Here is a 13,562-nt window from a genome sequence, read left to right as displayed (position 1 = left end):
GACCTTTGCCGCGTCGCCCACCCCGAAAGGACACCTCCGTGTCTGCCGCAAGACCCCTCTCCCTCCTGCGCGCCATCGCCGTCACCGCGACGCTGCCCCTCCTGCTCACCGCGTGCGGCTACGGCTCCGAGTCCACCGACGACGGCAAGCAGTCCGAGGTCGCGGCGGACGCCGAGAAGCTGTCCGTCGACGAGGTGAAGCTCGGCTACTTCCCGAACCTCACCCATGCCAACGCGCTGGTGGGCATCGAGGAGGGCCTGCTGCAGAAAGAGCTCGGCGGCACCCGGATCAAGTCGGCGACCTTCAACGCCGGGCCGTCCGAGATCGAGGCGCTGAACGCCGGTTCCATCGACATCGGCTGGATCGGCCCCTCCCCCTCCATCAACGGATTCACCAGGTCCCAGGGCAAGAACCTGCGCATCATCAGCGGTTCCGCCTCCGGCGGCGTGAAGCTGGTGGTGAACCCGGACAGGATCAAGTCCGAGGACGACCTCAAGGGCAAGAGGATCGCGACCCCGCAGCTCGGCAACACCCAGGACGTCGCGTTCCTCAACTGGATCGCGGAGAAGGGCTGGAAGGTCGACGCGCACAGCGGCAAGGGCGACGTCTCCGTCGTCCGCACCGACAACAAGGTGGCGCCCGACGCCTACAAGTCCGGTTCGATCGACGGTGCCTGGGTCCCGGAGCCGACGGCGTCCCGGCTGGTCGCGGAGGGCGCCGAGGTGCTGCTCGACGAGGCCGGCCTGTGGCCCGACAAGAAGTTCGTGATCACGAACATCATCGTGTCGCAGAAGTTCCTCGAGGAGCACCCGGACGTCGTCGAGGCCGTGCTGCGCGGCTCGGTGAAGACCAACGACTGGATCGAGGCCAACCCCGACAAGGCCAAGGAGTCCGCGAACAAGGCCCTCGAGGAACTGTCCGGCAAGGCCCTGCCCGAGGACGTCCTCGACCCGGCCTGGGAGTCCATCACCTTCCTGGACGACCCGCTGGCCACCACGCTCGACTCGCAGGCGCAGCACGCGGTGAAGGCCGGCCTGCTGGAGCAGCCCGCCCTGGACGGCATCTACGACCTCGCACCGCTGAACAAGGTGCTCAAGGCCGAGGGCAAGGACGAGGTGGACGACGCGGGCCTCGGCGTCGAGCGGTGAGCTCGGCCCGCTCCGGGTGAGTTCCCGGGAGCGGCGGTCGTAGCCGCGGCCGCCGCTCCCCCGCCGCTCCTCTGGGACACTGGTGCGATGCCGCCGACTCCGCGGTCACAGCCGCGCCCGACACCCCCGAGGCCCCCGGAACCCGTCACGGCCGAGGCACCGGCGACCATCGCGCGCCCGCTGCTCACCCAGTGCTGGCTCGACCTGACCTTTCTGCACTGGGCCGCGGACCCGGCCGACGTGGCCCCGCTGCTGCCGGCCAAAACGGTGCCCGACACACTGGACGGTGTCACCTACGTCGGACTCGTCGCTCTCCGGATGCACCGGGTCGGCTTGCTGCGCCTCCCGGGGATCCCCTACCTCGGCTCCTTCCCCGAGACCAACGTCCGCCTCTACTCGGTGGACGCGCACGGACGCCGCGGCGTGGTGTTCCTCTCCCTGGACGCCTCCCGGCTACTGCCCGCGACGATCGGCCGGATCGGCTTCCGGATGCCCTACCGCTGGTCCCGGATGGCCGTCCGGCGCAGCGGCGACACCCTCACGTACACCAGCTCCCGGCGGTGGCCCGGCCCTCGCGGCGCCCACAGCCGCATCACCGTGCGGGTGGGCGAGCGGGTCGAGGAGCCCACCGAGCTGGAGCACTTCCTGACCGCCCGCTGGGGCATGCACGGCTCCTTCTTCGGCCGGTCGATGTACCTGCCCAACGCCCATCCGCGCTGGTCCCTGCACCGCGCCGAGGTGCTCGACTGCTCGGAGGACCTGCTGACGGCGGCGGGACTGCCGAAGCCCGCGGGAGACCCCGTGAGCGTCCTGTACTCGCCGGGCGTTCCCGCCCGCTTCGGCCGCCCCGCCCGCCCGGCGGGCATCCGCACCCCTTGACGCCCCGGGCTCAGCCCTGCGGCTCCTGCGGCTTGGTGTCCACCTCGCGCAGGTTCCGGTCGGTGAGTTCGGTGCGTGTCTCCGTACGGTGGCCGCGGGCGATGTAGTCCCGCACCACGAGCTCGACGGCGTCCTGCGGCGACCCGACTCCGGCCAGGACCATGACCTCCACGACCAGTTCGGCATCGAGTGTGACGGTGACCTTGGCCATGGCGCTCTCCTGACGGCGTCGGGCACTGCGTGGACCGGATCACCGAACTCTACAAGGCGGGCCGCTCGCCGCCCTGGCCCCGCCCGCGCCGACGGAAACCGGAAGGAACTCCTCCTCTTGTTCTCGTTCGACCCCTCCGACCGGCGATGATGGCAGTGGCAGCCGCGTGCGCACAGCGGCCGTCCGTCCGACGAACGTGTGCCAGGAGCAGGGAGGAATCACCGCGATGAGCCACCAGAGGGTGCGCGACGTGATGAGTGACGCCGTCGTCCGGATCCAGGGCGGGACACCGTTCAAGGAGATCGCGCACCTGCTGCTCGAGTACGACATCACCGCCGTCCCCGTGGTCGACGCCGAGGACCGTCCGGTGGGCGTGGTGTCCGAGGCGGACCTGCTGCACAAGATGTGGGGACGTCAGGAGGGCGATGCCGGTGGGCCGGGAGTGGAGTCCCGGCCGGAGAAGGCCTGGGCCACTGACGCCTCCGGGCTGATGACCTCGCCCGCGCTCTGTGCCGCCGAGGACTGGAGCGTGGTGGACGCCGCCCGGGTGATGGCCCGGCACGGCATCAAGCGGCTGCTGGTGGTCGACGGGGCCGGGCGGCTGAGGGGCGTGGTGAGCAGGAGCGACCTGCTCCGCGTCTTCGTGCGCGCGGACCGGGCGATCCGCACGGAGATCGTCGAGGACGTGCTGGTCAGGACGCTCGGCGAGGCGCCCTCCGCGGTGGAGGTGACGGTGACGCACGGCCATGTGCGGCTCAGTGGGCAGTTGTCCTCGCCGGCGACGGCCCAGGAGCTCGAGGAGCTGTGCCGCAACGTCGACGGCGTCGTCGACGTGGAGTTCCGTGCGGTGCCCGATTCCGGGACCGACGGCCCGGCGCCGTCGGTCTGACCGCGCGCCGCGGGTGCCGGACCGGGGCCGTCGCAGGGCGGGACGGCCCCGCTGCACGGCGATCCCCCGGCGGTACCGGTGCTGGAGTCGCTCATGCGTTCAGGTCCGTCTCGAGGCGTGCGGTGTCGTTTGACGGAGCCCCCGGTGATGCCGGCGGCGATGTACTTCTGGGCGAGGACGAGCAGGATCGCCGCGGGGACGGCGGACAGCACGGACGCGGCCATCACCGAGCCCCCGTCGCCGACGTGGGCGCCGATGTACCGGTAGATGCCCAGGGTGATCGGCTTGACGTCGTCGGTGGTGTTCAGGGTGAGCGCGAACATGAAGTCGCTCCACGAGAACAGGAAGGCGAACAGGCCGGAGGTGATCAGCGAGTTGCGGCTCATCGGCAGCACCACCTGGACGAAGGTGTGCAGCGGGCCGGCGCCGTCGATCTGCGCGGCCGCGAGGACCTCGCCCGGAAGGAACGGGATGCCGAGCGAGGCGTCCGCGAGCATCAGGCCGAAGGGGGAGTTGACCAGCCCGAGCTCGACGTAGGAGCCGTATTGGGCGATGACGATGCCCGGCGGCATCTGGGTGATCAGGGTGCCGAACACGATGGTGCGGGTGCCGCGCAGACCGAAGCGGGCCATCGCCTCGGCGTCCCAGCGGTGGTAGGACTCGTCGGTCGAGGAGTTCATCACGGTGTACACGTCGCTGTCGCGTTCCTGCGCGCAGCCGGTCGGTGCCGCCCCGGAGACCAGGACGGAGACGGCGGCGAACGACGTGACGGCTCTGCGCGGGCGGCGCCCGCGCAGAGCGGCAACCGGGGGATGTGCTGTCACGGTGGGTGCCCTCGGGTGGGATCGACCCGGTTTTTCACCGGGCCGGCGGCTCATCAGGGTCAGTGAAGCGCTTCGACGAATAGTCGATCTTGCCGACGTACATCGCTCGCGCACGACCCCGCACTGCGGGTCGGAGGCAATTTGTTCGGCCTGATTACCCATACGCCGGCAGGAGCCGGTCGCGCTGGCCCCCGGCGGCACGTTCCCCTCACTCCAGGGCGTGACAGGAACTCACGGACCTGTCATAGTTCCTGGTCAGGCACGTCCTCCTGCTCGCCATCATCCCTCCCCCTCCGAGGAAGATCATGAAGTTCACTGACGGCTTCTGGCGCATCCGCGAGGGCGTCCAGATCTCGTACGCCACCGAGTTGCGCGATGTGCGCACGGAGTCGAAGCGCTTCACCAGCTATGCCGCCGTCAAGAGAGTGACACGTCGAGGCGACACCCTCAACGCTCCCCTCGTCACGGTCGAGTGCTTCTCCCCCGCCGAGGGCGTCATCGGCGTCCGCGTCACCCACCACGCGGGCAAGCGGCGCCCCGGCCCCGACTTCGCCCTCACCGGCGATCCGAACGGCGCCGGGACGGTGCGCACGGACGGCCCGGTCACCGAGCTGACCAGCGGCCCGCTGACCCTGCGCCTCGACGGGTCCGGCCCCTTCTCGCTCGGCTTCCACGACGCGGACGGACGCGAGCTGACCCGCGCGGACGCCAAGGGCACCGCCTTCGCCACCACCGGCGACGGAGCCCACCACATGCTGACCCGGCTGGCGCTCGGTGTCGGGGAGCAGATCTACGGCCTCGGCGAGCGCTTCACCCCGTTCGTCAAGAACGGTCAGACTGTCGACGTCTGGCAGGCCGACGGCGGCACGAGCAGCGAGCAGTCCTACAAGAACGTCCCGTTCCACGTCTCCTCCCGCGGCTACGGCGTCTTCGTCAACCACCCCGGGGCGGTCTCCTACGAGATCGGCTCGGAGTCCGTGGGCCAGGTGCAGTTCAGCGTCGAGGACCAGTCGCTGGAGTACTACGTCGTCGCCGGTCCCACCCCGAAGGACGTGCTCAGCCGCTACACGGCCCTCACCGGCCGCCCCGCCCTGCCCCCGGCCTGGTCGTTCGGCCTGTGGCTCAGCACCTCGTTCACCACGTCCTACGACGAACGGACCGTCACGCCGTTCGTGGACGGCATGGCCGAGCGCGGCATCCCGCTGTCCGTCTTCCACTTCGACTGCTTCTGGATGCGCGAGTACCAGTGGTGCGACTTCCGGTGGGACCCCGACGTCTTCCCCGACCCGGACGGCATGCTGGCCCGGCTCAAGGGGAAGGGCCTGCGCATCAGCGCCTGGATCAACCCCTACATCGCCCAAAAGTCCCCGCTCTTCGACGAGGCCGCCGCCCTCGGGCACCTGGTGCGCAGGCCCGGCGGCGACGTGTGGCAGTGGGACCTGTGGCAGGCCGGCATGGGCCTGGTCGACTTCACCGGCCCCGAGGCACGCGCCTGGTTCCAGTCGAAGCTCAAGGCCCTGCTCGACCAGGGCGTGGACTGCTTCAAGACGGACTTCGGCGAGCGCATCCCCACCGACGTGGTCTGGCACGACGGCTCGGACCCCGAACGGATGCACAACTACTACACGCAGCTGTACAACCGCACGGTGTTCGAGCTCCTCGAGAAGGAGCGCGGGCAGGGTGAGGCCGTGCTGTTCGCCCGGTCCGCGACGGCCGGCGGGCAGCAGTACCCCGTGCACTGGGGCGGCGACTGCTGGTCGTCCTTCGAGGCCATGGCCGAGTCGCTGCGGGGCGGTCTGTCGCTGTCGCTGAGCGGGTTCGGCTTCTGGAGCCACGACATCGGCGGCTTCGAGGGCACGCCCGATCCCGAAGTGTTCAAGCGCTGGCTCGCCTTCGGCCTGCTCTCCTCGCACAGCCGGCTGCACGGCTCCTCGTCGTACCGGGTGCCGTGGGAGTTCGGCGACGAGGCGGTCGACGTCGCCCGGCGGTTCACCCTGCTCAAGCACCGCCTGATGCCGTACCTGTACGGCGCGGCCGTCGAGACGCACGCCACCGGCGTGCCGATGATGCGGCCGATGGTGCTGGAGTTCCCCGACGACCCGACGTGCCGTCCGCTCGACCGCCAGTACATGCTGGGCCCCGACCTCCTGGTGGCGCCCGTGTTCGGCCCGGACGGCGAGGTCGAGGTCTACCTGCCGGAGGGCACCTGGACCCATCTGCTGAGCGGCGAGAGGGTCACCGGCCCGGGCTGGCGCACCGAACGGCACGGCTACGGCAGCCTCCCGCTGTACGTCCGGGAGGGCGCCGTCCTGCCACTGGCCGGCGACGACTCGCGGCCGGACGGCGACTGGCTGGACGCGCCGGTCCTCCTCGTCCACCCGACGGCCTCGCCCGACTACGCGGCCGAGATCACCGTGCCCGACACCGCGGGGGCGCGGGCCGCGGCCTTCCGGGTCCTGCGTGACGGCGACGTCCTGCGGGTCACCGCGTCGGGGACCGAGCGGCCGTTCACGGTGCGTGTCGCCGGCGGGGCGGAGGTCCGGGGAGCGGGTGAGGTGACGGTGCCGCTGGGATGACGGGCGCGACGGCGGCCGGGGCGGGAGCGGTGCCGCGTCAGCGGAGCCGTGCGACGCCCGCGTAGATGCCGCTGTCCTCGGGTGCGGGGGCCGGGGCCGTCCGGAACCATTCCGGTGCGGTCACCAGGCCCGGCTCCACCATGTCCAGTCCGTCGAAGAAGCGGGCGACCTCGGCGCGGGTGCGGAAGCCGAGGCGGATGCCGGCTCTGGCGTACTCGTCGGTGACCTGCGCGGCCAGTTCCGCGTGCCGGTCGGAGGCGGCGTGCGACAGCACGAGGTAGCTGCCCGGCGGGAGCGCGGAGAGCAACTCGCCGACGATGGCGAGGGGTTCCTGGTCATCGGGGATGAAGTGCAGGAGGGCGATCAGGGACAGCGCGACCGGACGCCCGAGGTCGAGGACGGTCCGGGCGTGTTCGATGATCTTTCCCGGACCGCGCACATCGGCCTGGATGTAGTCGGTGACACCCCCGGGGCCGCTGATCAGCAGGGTCTCCGCGTGCCGCAGGACGATGGGGTCGTTGTCGGTGTAGACGATCCTCGCGGCCGGGATGACGGACTGCACGATCTGGTGCAGGTTCGGCTCGGTGGGGATGCCCGTGCCGATGTCGAGGAACTGGTCGACGCCCTGCCCGGCGAGCCAGGCCGCCGCCCGGTGCATGAACTGACGGTTCTGCCGGGCGCCGTCCCGCGCCTCGGGCGGCAGCTTCTCGCCGACGGCCTCGTCCACGGGGTAGTTGTCCTTGCCGCCGAGCAACCAGTCATAGACCCTCGCGGGGTGCGCCTTGCTGGTGTCGATCTGCGGAGGATCGGACCTGCCGGCCGACATGGAGGACTCCGTCCCACGGTGGACCAGGGCTGCTGACGATCACCGAGTCTCGCACATCAACACGCCTTCATACAGGGCTGGTTGAAACAGACGGACAGAGAACCGACCCGCGCCCCGGACCCACCGGCCGGTGGGCGCGGGCCGGGGGCGCGGGGCGAGTACGGCCCGGCCGGCGGTGAGGACGGCCGCCAGTTCCTCGGCCCCCTGAGCGGTGAGGGACGCCGGCGGCGGGCGGACCGGTCCGGCCGACACGGCGGAGTCGGTTCCGGGTGCGCCGTTCATCCATGACGTGCGCCCATGATGCCCGGTGAAGCCAGATGTCGACGGGCCGTCGAGCCGGACGTGGTGTGAAAGCGTCGGCGGCATGGGCATCTCTTGTCATGAACCTGCGATCCGATGGCCGGGTCGCAGCCTCATGGAGGTTCGGGATGCACCGTAGACTCGCCACCGCACTGGCCACCTCGGCCCTTGCCGCCGTCAGCGTGCTGGGCACCGCCACGGCCGCCGACGCCGCTCCCGCCGACAAGGCCCAGGTCCTCTCGAACTGGACCCAGACCAGTGCCTCGAGCTACAACCAGTGGGTCGCGGCGCGGTCCAACCAAGCCGCCTGGTCCGCCTACCAGTTCGACTGGAGCACCGACTACTGCTCCACCTCCCCCGACAACCCGTTCGGCTTCCCCTTCGCCACCTCCTGCGCGCGCCACGACTTCGGTTACCGCAACTACAAGGCGGCCGGTTCCTTCGACGCCAACAAGGCGCGCCTCGACAGCGCCTTCTACGAAGACCTCAAGCGGGTCTGCGCCGGCTACAGCGGCGGCACGAAGACCGCTTGCAACAGCACTGCGTGGACCTACTACCAGGCGGTCAGGGCCTTCGGCTGACCGGAGCGTCCGGACCCCACCGGGCGCCGCCGGTTCCCGCACGGGACCGGCGGCGCACCGCTTCCGTCAGGCTTCCTGAGCCGCGGGGCGCAACGGAGTCAGAACAGGTGCTCCTGTTCGGCGGGCGCGCCGCCGCGCGGGAGGCGACGCGGGACGGGGCGTCGGGCCGAGGGCTCCTCGCCGAACAGGGGCACCGTGCCGTACTCGTCCGGCTCGGCCGGCACCACGACGGGCCCGGTGCCCACGTTCAGGTACAGCGGGGCGTCACGGTCGAAATCCCCTGGCGTCATGTCCGTCCAGTCGCGTTCCTGACGCTCGCTCACCGACGCTCCGCTCCCCGTCCCGGCCTTCCCGTCCCCTCATTGCTCCCGTACCGGGCCGGGGCGTCAGTCCTGGCCGCGGCCCTGAACGCGCGGCAGGGCGGTGCCGCTCCCGGCGGGCGCAAAGGGGTGGTCCTGCATGCTGTCAGGCTATCGCTCGTCCGCCGCTCCGTGGACGACGCCTCCGCGAGCCCGCCGCGGTCCGACCCACCGCACCCCGCGGGCCGTCTCCGGCCGGGAGACGCACGTCACATCCCGGGAACCTGTCACATCTCGGCGGGCCACTTCGTCAGAAGGGTGTCACCGCACACGCGAACCAGGAGATCACCATGGATGCCCGTATCAACCTCTTCGGCAACGCGCTCGCGACCAAGGTGCTGAAGCACATCAACTCGGCGGGCAAGGCCGTCTCCGACTCGGGTCTGCCGCACGCCACACAGGAACTGGTGAAGATCCGCGCCAGCCAGATCAACGGCTGCGGCTTCTGCACCGACATGCACACCAAGGACGCCGCCCACGCCGGAGAAACCGCCCAGCGCCTCCACCTCGTCGCCGCCTGGCGCGAGGCCACCGTCTTCACCGACGCCGAGCGCGCCGCCCTCGAACTGGCCGAACAGGGCACCCGCATCGCCGACGCCGCCGGCGGGGTCACCGACGAGGCCTGGACCGACGCCACCAAGTACTACGACGAGGACCAGCTGGTCGCCCTCATCTCCCTCATCGCCGTCATCAACACCTACAACCGCATCAACGTCATCAACCAGCAGCCCGCCGGCGACTACCAGCCCGGCCAGTTCGGCTGACGGACGGCACAGACGGACAGCACAGGGGGCGCGCCGCCTCGCGTGCGCGCCCCCTGTGTGCGGCCTCGGATGCCATGGAGCTCAGGTGCTCATGAAGGCCAGGTGCCCAGAGGCTCAGGACTCCGCGCGCTTCGGCAGACGCCAGCCGGGGCGGACGAAGTGGCAGGTGTAGCCGTCCGGGTACCGCTGCAGATAGTCCTGGTGCTCGGGCTCGGCCTCCCAGAACGGTCCGGCCGGTGCGACCTCGGTCACCACCGGGCCCGGCCACAGGCCCGACGCGTCGACGTCGGCGATCGTCTCCTCGGCGACGCGCTTCTGCTCGTCGCCGAGGTAGAAGATGGCGGAGCGGTAGCTCAGCCCGATGTCGTTGCCCTGCCGGTTCTTCGTGCTCGGATCGTGGATCTGGAAGAAGTACTCCAGGATCGTGCGGTAGTCCGTGACGGCGGGGTCATAGGTGATCTCGATCGACTCGGCGTGGGTGCCGTGGTTGCGGTACGTGGCGTTGGGGACGTCACCGCCGCTGTAGCCCACCCGCGTGCCGAGGACGCCCGGGAACGTGCGGATCAGTTCCTCCATGCCCCAGAAACAGCCGCCCGCCAGCAGCGCCGTCTCCACGGTTTTCTCGGTCCTCGTCATCTGCTCCAGCCCTTCTCCCGCGTCCTGGACGGACGGTTCCGCCGCGTCTTCGTGACCTTCATGGTCCCGCACCGTCGCAGCCGTACGTACAGCAGTCTCAACCATGCCGGGAAGCCTGTTGTTCCGGCCATGACCGTCCGGCCTGGAGGATTCCGCCCAGGTCAGGCGGCGACCGTGGGTACGATTCCGCATATGACCGACTCACCGGCCCCGGCGCAGCGCCTGCGCGACCTCGCGCGACTGCGCCGGGTCCGCGACCGGATCGACCGGGAGTACGCACAGCCGCTGGACGTCGAGGCGCTCGCCCGTGGCGCGCACATGTCGGCCGGGCATCTGAGCCGGGAGTTCCGGGCGGCGTACGGCGAGTCGCCGTACAGCTATCTGATGACGCGGCGCATCGAGCGTGCGATGACGTTGCTGCGCCGCGGGGACCTCAGCGTCACCGAGGTCTGCTTCGCGGTCGGCTGCTCGTCGCTGGGCACGTTCAGCACGCGCTTCACCGAGCTCGTCGGCATGCCGCCCAGCACCTATCGGCGCCGCGCGGCGAGCATGACGGCGGGGCTGCCGCCGTGCGTGGCGAAGCAGGTCACCAGACCGGTCAGAAATCGAGAAGCGCCCGCGCCCGGCCCCCCTCTAGCGTGACGGCCATGGACATCACCATTCACGCGAGTTTCCTCCCGCACGACGACCCGGACGCCTCCCTGGCCTTCTACCGCGACACCCTCGGCTTCGAGGTCCGGGGCGACGTCGGACACGGCGGGATGCGGTGGATCACGGTCGGCCCCGTCGGCCAACCCGGCACCTCCGTCGTCCTGACCCCGCCGGCCGCCGACCCCGGTGTCACCGACGACGAGCGCCGCACCATCGCCGAGATGATGGCCAAGGGCACGTACGCCAGTCTCCTGCTGGCCACCGACGACCTGGACGCCACCTTCGCGCGGCTGCAGTCGGCCGACGGCGCCGAGGTGGTCCAGGAGCCGACCGAGCAGCCGTACGGCGTCCGTGACTGTGCCTTCCGCGATCCTTCGGGCAACCTGATCCGCATCCAGCAGCTGCGTTGAGCCGCCCGGTCACCGCAGTCACCGCCCGGCCCCGACCCGGCGATCGCACCCGACCCGGGAATCACCCACGAGAGGAAGACACCACCAGCATGGCCATGAGGACGAAGACGCGGCCGGCCGCGCCGCACGGTGCCGACAGCCACGAACTGATCCGCGTGCACGGCGCACGCGTGAACAACCTCAAGGATGTCAGCGTCGAGATCCCCAAGCGCCGGCTGACCGTGTTCACCGGCGTCTCCGGCTCGGGCAAGAGCTCGCTGGTGTTCGACACGGTCGCCGCGGAGTCCCAGCGGCTGATCAACGAGACCTACAGCGCCTTCGTGCAGGGGTTCATGCCGACCCTGGCCCGGCCCGAGGTCGACGTCCTCGAGGGTCTGACCACCGCGATCATCGTCGACCAGCAGCGGATGGGGTCCGACCCCCGTTCGACGGTCGGCACCGCCACCGACGTCAACGCGATGCTGCGCATCCTCTTCAGCCGGCTCGGCACGCCGCACATCGGCCCGCCCGGCGCGTACTCCTTCAACACCGCCTCGGTCCGGGCGAGCGGGGCGATCACCGTCGAGCGCGGCAACAAGAAGGCGGTGAAGGCGACCTACCAGCGCACCGGCGGCATGTGTACGCGCTGCGAGGGCCGGGGCACCGTCTCCGACATCGACCTCACCCAGCTCTACGACGACTCCAAGTCGCTGGCCGAGGGCGCGTTCACCATCCCGGGCTGGAAGTCGGACAGCTTCTGGACCGTCGGGGTCTACGCCGAGTCGGGCTTCGTCGACCCGGACAAGCCGATCCGGGAGTTCACCGAGCAGGAGAGGCAGGACTTCCTGTACCGGGAGCCGGTCAAGGTGAAGGTCAAGGGAGTCAACCTCACCTACGAGGGACTGATCCCCAAGATCCAGAAGTCGTTCCTGTCGAAGGACAAGGAGTCGATGCAGCCGCACATCCGGGCGTTCGTGGAGCGGGCCGTGGCCTTCACCACCTGCCCCGAGTGCGACGGCACCCGGCTCAGCGAGGGGGCCAGGTCGTCGAAGATCCAGGGCATCTCCATCGCGGACGCCTGCGCGATGGAGATCCGGGACCTGGCCGAGTGGGTCCGCGGCCTGTCCGAGCCCTCGGTGGCGCCGCTGCTCACCGCCCTCGGCAACAGTCTCGACTCGTTCGTGGAGATCGGGCTGGGCTACCTCTCGCTGGAGCGGCCGTCGGGCACGCTGTCGGGCGGCGAGGCGCAGCGCGTGAAGATGGTCCGCCATCTCGGCTCCCCGCTCACCGACATCACCTACGTCTTCGACGAGCCCACCACCGGCCTGCATCCCCATGACATCCAGCGGATGAACGACCTGCTGCTGCGGCTGCGGGACAAGGGCAACACGGTGCTGGTCGTGGAGCACAAGCCGGAGACGATCGCGATCGCCGACCATGTCGTCGACCTCGGCCCCGGCGCCGGCGCGGCGGGCGGCACCGTCTGTTTCGAGGGCACCGTCGAGGGGCTGCGGGGCAGCGACACCGTCACCGGCCGTCATCTGGACGACCGGGCCGTCCTCAAGGAGTCGGTGCGCAAACCCACCGGGGCGCTGGAGATCCGCGGTGCGTCGACGCACAACCTGCGCGGCGTCGACGTCGACGTCCCGCTCGGGGTGCTCACCGTCGTGACCGGCGTCGCCGGCTCCGGCAAGAGTTCGCTCGTGCAGGGGTCGTTGTGCCGGCTGGAGGGGGAGGACGGCGAGGGCGTGGTCTCGGTCGACCAGAGCCCGATCCGCGGCTCGCGGCGGAGCAACCCGGCGACGTACACGGGGCTGCTCGACCCGATCCGCAAGGCGTTCGCGAAGGCCAACGGCGTCAAGCCGGCGCTGTTCAGCGCCAACTCGGAGGGTGCCTGCCCCACCTGCAACGGTGCCGGTGTCGTCTTCACCGACCTGGCGATGATGGCCGGGGTCGCCAGTACCTGCGAGGACTGCGAGGGCAAGCGGTTCCAGGCGTCGGTGCTGGAGTACCGCCTCGGTGGCCGCGACATCAGCGAGGTGCTCGCGATGTCGGTGGCGCGGGCCGAGGAGTTCTTCGGTGCCGGTGAGGCGCGCACACCGGCGGCGCACCGGATCCTCGGCCGGCTCGCCGACGTGGGGCTCGGCTACCTCACCCTCGGCCAGCCGCTGACCACGCTCTCCGGTGGCGAGCGGCAGCGGCTCAAGCTGGCCACCCACATGGCGGAGAAGGGCGGCGTCTACCTCCTCGACGAGCCGACCACCGGCCTGCACCTCGCCGACGTCGAGCAACTGCTCGGCCTGCTGGACCGGCTCGTCGACTCCGGCAAGTCTGTCGTGGTCGTCGAGCATCACCAGGCGGTCATGGCGCACGCCGACTGGATCATCGACCTCGGTCCGGGCGCCGGGCACGACGGCGGCCGGATCGTCTTCGAGGGCACCCCCGCCGACCTCGTCGCCGCCCGCTCCACCCTGACCGGCGAGCACCTCGCGTCGTACGTCGGCGCCTGAGAGGAGCGGCACCCTCGTG

General features: G+C 70.6%; 13 protein-coding genes and 1 pseudogene. 9 read left to right on the top strand and 5 right to left on the bottom strand.

Features of this window, described 5'->3' with window-relative positions; genetic code table 11:
- The first annotated feature begins 38 nt into the window (after positions 1 to 38).
- On the top strand, positions 39 to 1,148 hold the full coding sequence (locus tag JL475_RS09290) for an aliphatic sulfonate ABC transporter substrate-binding protein (protein WP_307825001.1): 1,110 nt from the start codon (positions 39 to 41) through the stop codon (positions 1,146 to 1,148).
- Between the two features lie 87 nt (positions 1,149 to 1,235).
- On the top strand, positions 1,236 to 2,027 hold the full coding sequence (locus JL475_RS09285) for a YqjF family protein (RefSeq protein WP_202276969.1): 792 nt from the start codon (positions 1,236 to 1,238) through the stop codon (positions 2,025 to 2,027).
- Between the two features lie 10 nt (positions 2,028 to 2,037).
- Here the strand turns inward: JL475_RS09285 and JL475_RS09280 are convergent, their stop codons facing one another.
- Positions 2,038 to 2,238 carry a type II toxin-antitoxin system VapB family antitoxin gene (locus JL475_RS09280; RefSeq protein ID WP_202276968.1) on the bottom strand — a complete coding sequence of 67 codons (201 nt, stop codon included), beginning with the start codon at positions 2,236 to 2,238 and terminating at the stop codon, positions 2,038 to 2,040.
- Between the two features lie 226 nt (positions 2,239 to 2,464).
- Between JL475_RS09280 and JL475_RS09275 the strand changes: the two genes are divergently transcribed.
- Positions 2,465 to 3,127, top strand: coding sequence for a CBS domain-containing protein (locus JL475_RS09275; RefSeq protein WP_202277005.1), 663 nt, complete (start codon positions 2,465 to 2,467; stop codon positions 3,125 to 3,127).
- Positions 3,128 to 3,255: 128 nt separating this feature from the next.
- Here JL475_RS09275 and JL475_RS09270 read toward each other — a convergent pair.
- Positions 3,256 to 3,759, bottom strand: a pseudogene (locus JL475_RS09270) (carbohydrate ABC transporter permease); the annotation flags it as partial.
- A gap of 497 nt (positions 3,760 to 4,256) precedes the next feature.
- Between JL475_RS09270 and yicI the strand changes: the two are divergent.
- Positions 4,257 to 6,527, top strand: coding sequence for an alpha-xylosidase (yicI, locus tag JL475_RS09265; protein WP_202276967.1), 2,271 nt, complete (start codon positions 4,257 to 4,259; stop codon positions 6,525 to 6,527).
- A 37-nt stretch (positions 6,528 to 6,564) separates the two neighbouring features.
- Here yicI and JL475_RS09260 read toward each other — a convergent pair whose 3' ends face one another.
- A complete protein-coding gene (locus tag JL475_RS09260; RefSeq protein ID WP_202276966.1) occupies positions 6,565 to 7,353 on the bottom strand; it encodes an SAM-dependent methyltransferase in 789 nt (262 codons plus the stop codon).
- 428 nt (positions 7,354 to 7,781) lie between these two features.
- Between JL475_RS09260 and JL475_RS09255 the strand changes: the two genes are divergently transcribed.
- On the top strand, positions 7,782 to 8,234 hold the full coding sequence (locus JL475_RS09255) for a phospholipase (protein WP_202276965.1): 453 nt from the start codon (positions 7,782 to 7,784) through the stop codon (positions 8,232 to 8,234).
- Between the two features lie 98 nt (positions 8,235 to 8,332).
- Here the strand turns inward: JL475_RS09255 and JL475_RS09250 are convergent, their stop codons facing one another.
- Positions 8,333 to 8,557, bottom strand: coding sequence for a hypothetical protein (locus JL475_RS09250; protein ID WP_202276964.1), 225 nt, complete (start codon positions 8,555 to 8,557; stop codon positions 8,333 to 8,335).
- 326 nt (positions 8,558 to 8,883) lie between these two features.
- On the opposite strand from JL475_RS09250, the gene JL475_RS09245 reads away from it, so the two are divergent.
- The gene (locus JL475_RS09245; protein WP_202276963.1) at positions 8,884 to 9,357 is read left to right on the top strand and encodes a carboxymuconolactone decarboxylase family protein; all 474 of its coding nucleotides are present in this window, start codon (positions 8,884 to 8,886) and stop codon (positions 9,355 to 9,357) included.
- A 114-nt stretch (positions 9,358 to 9,471) separates the two neighbouring features.
- On the opposite strand, the gene msrA is transcribed toward JL475_RS09245, so the two are convergent.
- Positions 9,472 to 9,993 carry a peptide-methionine (S)-S-oxide reductase MsrA gene (gene msrA / locus JL475_RS09240; RefSeq protein ID WP_202277004.1) on the bottom strand — a complete coding sequence of 174 codons (522 nt, stop codon included), beginning with the start codon at positions 9,991 to 9,993 and terminating at the stop codon, positions 9,472 to 9,474.
- A 192-nt stretch (positions 9,994 to 10,185) separates the two neighbouring features.
- Between msrA and JL475_RS09235 the strand changes: the two genes are divergently transcribed.
- From JL475_RS09235 to JL475_RS09225, 3 genes are all read left to right on the top strand, one after another.
- Positions 10,186 to 10,635, top strand: a complete 450-nt coding sequence (locus JL475_RS09235) for a helix-turn-helix transcriptional regulator (RefSeq protein WP_202276962.1) — start codon at positions 10,186 to 10,188, stop codon at positions 10,633 to 10,635.
- 5 nt (positions 10,636 to 10,640) lie between these two features.
- Positions 10,641 to 11,054 carry a VOC family protein gene (locus JL475_RS09230; RefSeq protein ID WP_202276961.1) on the top strand — a complete coding sequence of 138 codons (414 nt, stop codon included), beginning with the start codon at positions 10,641 to 10,643 and terminating at the stop codon, positions 11,052 to 11,054.
- 89 nt (positions 11,055 to 11,143) lie between these two features.
- Complete coding sequence (locus JL475_RS09225; protein ID WP_202276960.1) at positions 11,144 to 13,543, top strand: excinuclease ABC subunit UvrA; 2,400 nt, start codon at positions 11,144 to 11,146, stop codon at positions 13,541 to 13,543.
- Positions 13,544 to 13,562 lie beyond the last annotated feature (19 nt).

The organism is Streptomyces sp. M2CJ-2 (assembly GCF_016757295.1).
In the GTDB taxonomy this organism is placed as follows: Bacteria; Actinomycetota; Actinomycetes; order Streptomycetales; family Streptomycetaceae; genus Streptomyces.
Note: the sequence above shows the minus strand (reverse complement) of the source record. Positions and strands in the feature narration are given on the sequence as shown.

Bases quoted from the DNA above. Each gene is read 5' to 3' on its own strand.
- JL475_RS09280 (WP_202276968.1), bottom strand. From the start codon at position 2,238: ATGGCCAAGGTCACCGTCACACTCGATGCCGAACTGGTCGTGGAGGTC.
- yicI (WP_202276967.1), top strand. From the start codon at position 4,257: ATGAAGTTCACTGACGGCTTCTGGCGCATCCGCGAGGGCGTCCAGATC.
- JL475_RS09230 (WP_202276961.1), top strand. From the start codon at position 10,641: ATGGACATCACCATTCACGCGAGTTTCCTCCCGCACGACGACCCGGAC.
- JL475_RS09235 (WP_202276962.1), top strand. From the start codon at position 10,186: ATGACCGACTCACCGGCCCCGGCGCAGCGCCTGCGCGACCTCGCGCGA.
- JL475_RS09225 (WP_202276960.1), top strand. From the start codon at position 11,144: ATGGCCATGAGGACGAAGACGCGGCCGGCCGCGCCGCACGGTGCCGAC.
- JL475_RS09285 (WP_202276969.1), top strand. From the start codon at position 1,236: ATGCCGCCGACTCCGCGGTCACAGCCGCGCCCGACACCCCCGAGGCCC.
- JL475_RS09260 (WP_202276966.1), bottom strand. From the start codon at position 7,353: ATGTCGGCCGGCAGGTCCGATCCTCCGCAGATCGACACCAGCAAGGCG.
- JL475_RS09275 (WP_202277005.1), top strand. From the start codon at position 2,465: ATGAGCCACCAGAGGGTGCGCGACGTGATGAGTGACGCCGTCGTCCGG.
- msrA (WP_202277004.1), bottom strand. From the start codon at position 9,993: ATGACGAGGACCGAGAAAACCGTGGAGACGGCGCTGCTGGCGGGCGGC.
- JL475_RS09255 (WP_202276965.1), top strand. From the start codon at position 7,782: ATGCACCGTAGACTCGCCACCGCACTGGCCACCTCGGCCCTTGCCGCC.
- JL475_RS09245 (WP_202276963.1), top strand. From the start codon at position 8,884: ATGGATGCCCGTATCAACCTCTTCGGCAACGCGCTCGCGACCAAGGTG.